The sequence below is a fragment of the Actinomycetota bacterium genome, from assembly GCA_005774595.1.
In the GTDB taxonomy this organism is placed as follows: Bacteria; Actinomycetota; Coriobacteriia; order Anaerosomatales; family D1FN1-002; genus D1FN1-002.
The window spans coordinates 1-2,686 of sequence record VAUM01000194.1 but is presented as its reverse complement, the minus strand read 5'-3'; the positions used below and the strand labels follow the sequence as shown (position 1 = coordinate 2,686).

Annotated in this window: 3 protein-coding genes; 1 reads left to right on the top strand and 2 read right to left on the bottom strand. The window is 71.4% G+C overall.

Annotation, left to right across the window (positions count from 1 at the left end; translation table 11 throughout):
- Together FDZ70_07690 and FDZ70_07685 are read right to left on the bottom strand one after the other, a co-directional pair.
- The coding region (locus tag FDZ70_07690; GenBank protein ID TLM73417.1) for a 23S rRNA (adenine(2503)-C(2))-methyltransferase RlmN at positions 1-699 on the bottom strand (699 nt) is incomplete at its 3' end.
- Positions 700-739: 40 nt separating this feature from the next.
- Positions 740-1,243, bottom strand: a complete 504-nt coding sequence (locus FDZ70_07685) for a rubrerythrin (GenBank protein ID TLM73414.1) — start codon at positions 1,241-1,243, stop codon at positions 740-742.
- Positions 1,244-1,341: 98 nt separating this feature from the next.
- Between FDZ70_07685 and FDZ70_07680 the strand changes: the two genes are divergently transcribed.
- Positions 1,342-2,686 (top strand): hypothetical protein (locus tag FDZ70_07680; protein ID TLM73413.1); only part of this gene is annotated, 1,345 nt, incomplete at its 3' end.

Below are 2,686 nucleotides of genomic sequence, written 5' to 3'. Positions count from 1 at the left end.
CCGCGCCCGGCGCAGCCCCGGCATGAGTCCGTCGCGCGTGGCCTGTACGGCCGAGTGCAGCGAGACGGCCAGCGTGAACTGCTCGGGCTCCTCGGAGAAGCGCCGGATGCCTGCAGGCAGCCCGCTCGTCGAGACGGTGAGGTGCCGCGCGCCGATCCCGAGGCCGTCGGCCGAGTTCATGAAGCGCAACGCGGCCAGCACGGCGTCGTAGTTGGCGAACGGCTCGCCCTGGCCCATCGCGACCGCGTTCGTGGCGCGCCGGCCGAGGTCGCGCGCGACGATCGCCACCTGGTCGACCATCTCGCCGCAGGTCAGGTCGCGCACGAGCCCCGACGCGCCGGTCGCGCAGAACGCGCAGCGCATGGCGCAGCCGGCCTGGGTCGAGAAGCACACCGTCAGCCGCTTGCCCTCGGGCAGGCCGACCGCTTCCACCGTGACGCCGTCGCGCAGGCGGAGGAGGTACTTCCGAGTGCCGTCGGCCGAGTCCAGGCGGGCCTCGACGACCGGCACCGACAGCGCCCACCGTTCAGCGAGGCGGGCGCGCAGGGCCGCGGACAGGTCGGTCATCTCATCGAATGACGAAGCCGCGCGCGCGTACAGCCAGCGCTCGAGCTGCGCGGCCCGGTAGGCGCGCTCGCCGGCGTCCGCCACGGCCGCGCGGAGGCCGTCGCGGTCGAGCGCCTTGATGTCCGCGGGCACGTCCGCCGCGCCGGACGCGGGCGCGCCGGGCCCGGTCACGCTACTCGCCGAGCCCCTCGAGCGCCTTGCGGTACTCGCCACGGTGCGACGCCTCGAACCTCCCGACGCTACGGAAGTACGACGCGATCTCAGGCAGGCCGTCGGCCTCGGCCTGTTCGGCGAAGGCCGGATACATCTCGTTCGCCTCGTAGTCTTCGCCGTTCGCGGCGGCCTCGAGGTTCGCCTTCGTGGCACCGTAGCCGCCCAGATAGGCGAGATGGCCGAGCGCGTGCGCGGTCTCCTCGGCGGCAGCGCGCTCGAACGCTGCTGCGGCCTCGTTGGCTCCCTCGAGGCGCGCGATGCGGGCCCACAGCGTGTAGCTGCGGTTCGCCCGTGACTCGCCGGCGAACGCGGCCTTGAGGTTCTCGAAGGTCTTCGTGCCGGCAAGGTCGCCGGGGCCGTCGTACGGAAGGAAGGCGTCTTTGGGCGCGCCGCACACCGGGCAGTGCTCGGGCGCCGGCCCGATGTGGAAGTAGCCGCAGCTCTTGCACCGGTACTGCTCCATGCCTCGTCCCCCCTCGTCGCTGAGTCGTGCGGGCCGAAAGGAGGGCGGCCCGGCTCGCAGAAGTATACAGTGGTGCCCGCGCGCGGGGTGTCACCCGGATGCGCCGCCGCCGCTTCCAACGAACCGTCCCACGAGGAGGGACCATGCGAAGAGTGACCGTCCTGGCCGTGCTGTGCCTCGCGATCGCCGCCGCAACCACAGCGCTGCCCGCGACCGCATCGGCGGCGCTGCCCAGCGTGCCGTCGAGCAAGTTCACGGTGGCCCAAGGCTGCGGCTGCCACGCCGCGCTCGTGGAGCAGTGGTCGAAGTCGATGCATTCCAAGGCGCTCTCGGACCCGCTCTACCAGGCCAAGCTCGCCGAGGCCAACCGCGCCACCGACGGGGCGCTCGGCAAGTTCTGCGAGGACTGCCACGGGCCGATCTCCGGGATGGCGGGCATGAACGGCAAGGGCGCCAAGCCGCGCGATGCCGTGGCGAACGAGGCTGTCACCTGCGACTTCTGCCACCAGGTCACCGGGGTCACCCAGCCGCTCGCGAACAACTCATGGACGCTGACCGCGGACGGGACCAAGCGCGCCCAGCTCAAGGACGCGAAGTCGCCCGTGCATCAGACCGCGTACTCGGCGCACCACGAGAAGGCCGACTTCTGTGGTGTCTGCCACAACGTCAACCACCCCGGGAACGGGCTGCCGCTCGAGGCGACCTACACCGAGTGGAAGAACAGCCCATACGCCAAGGAGGGCATCACCTGCCAGGACTGCCACATGACGCCCGGCCCGGGCGTGACCAAGCCGAACCCGGGCCGCGCCGCGCCGATGGCGCCGGAGCGGGAGCACATCTACCAGATGACGTTCGTCGGCGCGAACGCCGGCCTCGGTGACAAGGCGACGGCCGAGGAGACCCTGAAGGCCGCGGCGAAGGTCGAACTCGACACCGCGAAGATCGTCGAGCCGGGCGCGAAGGGGAAGGTCGCGGTCAAGGTGACCAACGTCGGCGCAGGCCACTACCTGCCCACCGGCCTGACCGAGGTGCGCGAGTGCTGGCTCCAGGTGACCGTCGCGGACGCCTCGGGCAAGGCGCTCGTGAGCGAGCGCCGCGACTTCCACACGGTGCTCAAGGACGCGAAGGGCAACGCCCCGGTCGAGCTATGGGAGGCCACGGGCGTCAAGGAGGACACCCGCATCGCCCCGAAGGCGAGCAAGGACTTCGACTTCGCTTTCGACATGCCCGCCGCAGGCCCCGTGACGGTGTCGGCCGCGATGTACTACCGCTCGGCGCCTGAGGAGCTCGCGGAGAAGGCGGGCGTCGACATCCCCACCACCGAGATGGCGAAGGTCGAGCAGGCCGTCTACGCGACCGAGGCTGAGGCGGCGAAGGTCGAGAGCGGCGGCGAGGTGGACGAGGCCGCCAAGACCAAGGACACCACGGCGATCGGCATCGTCG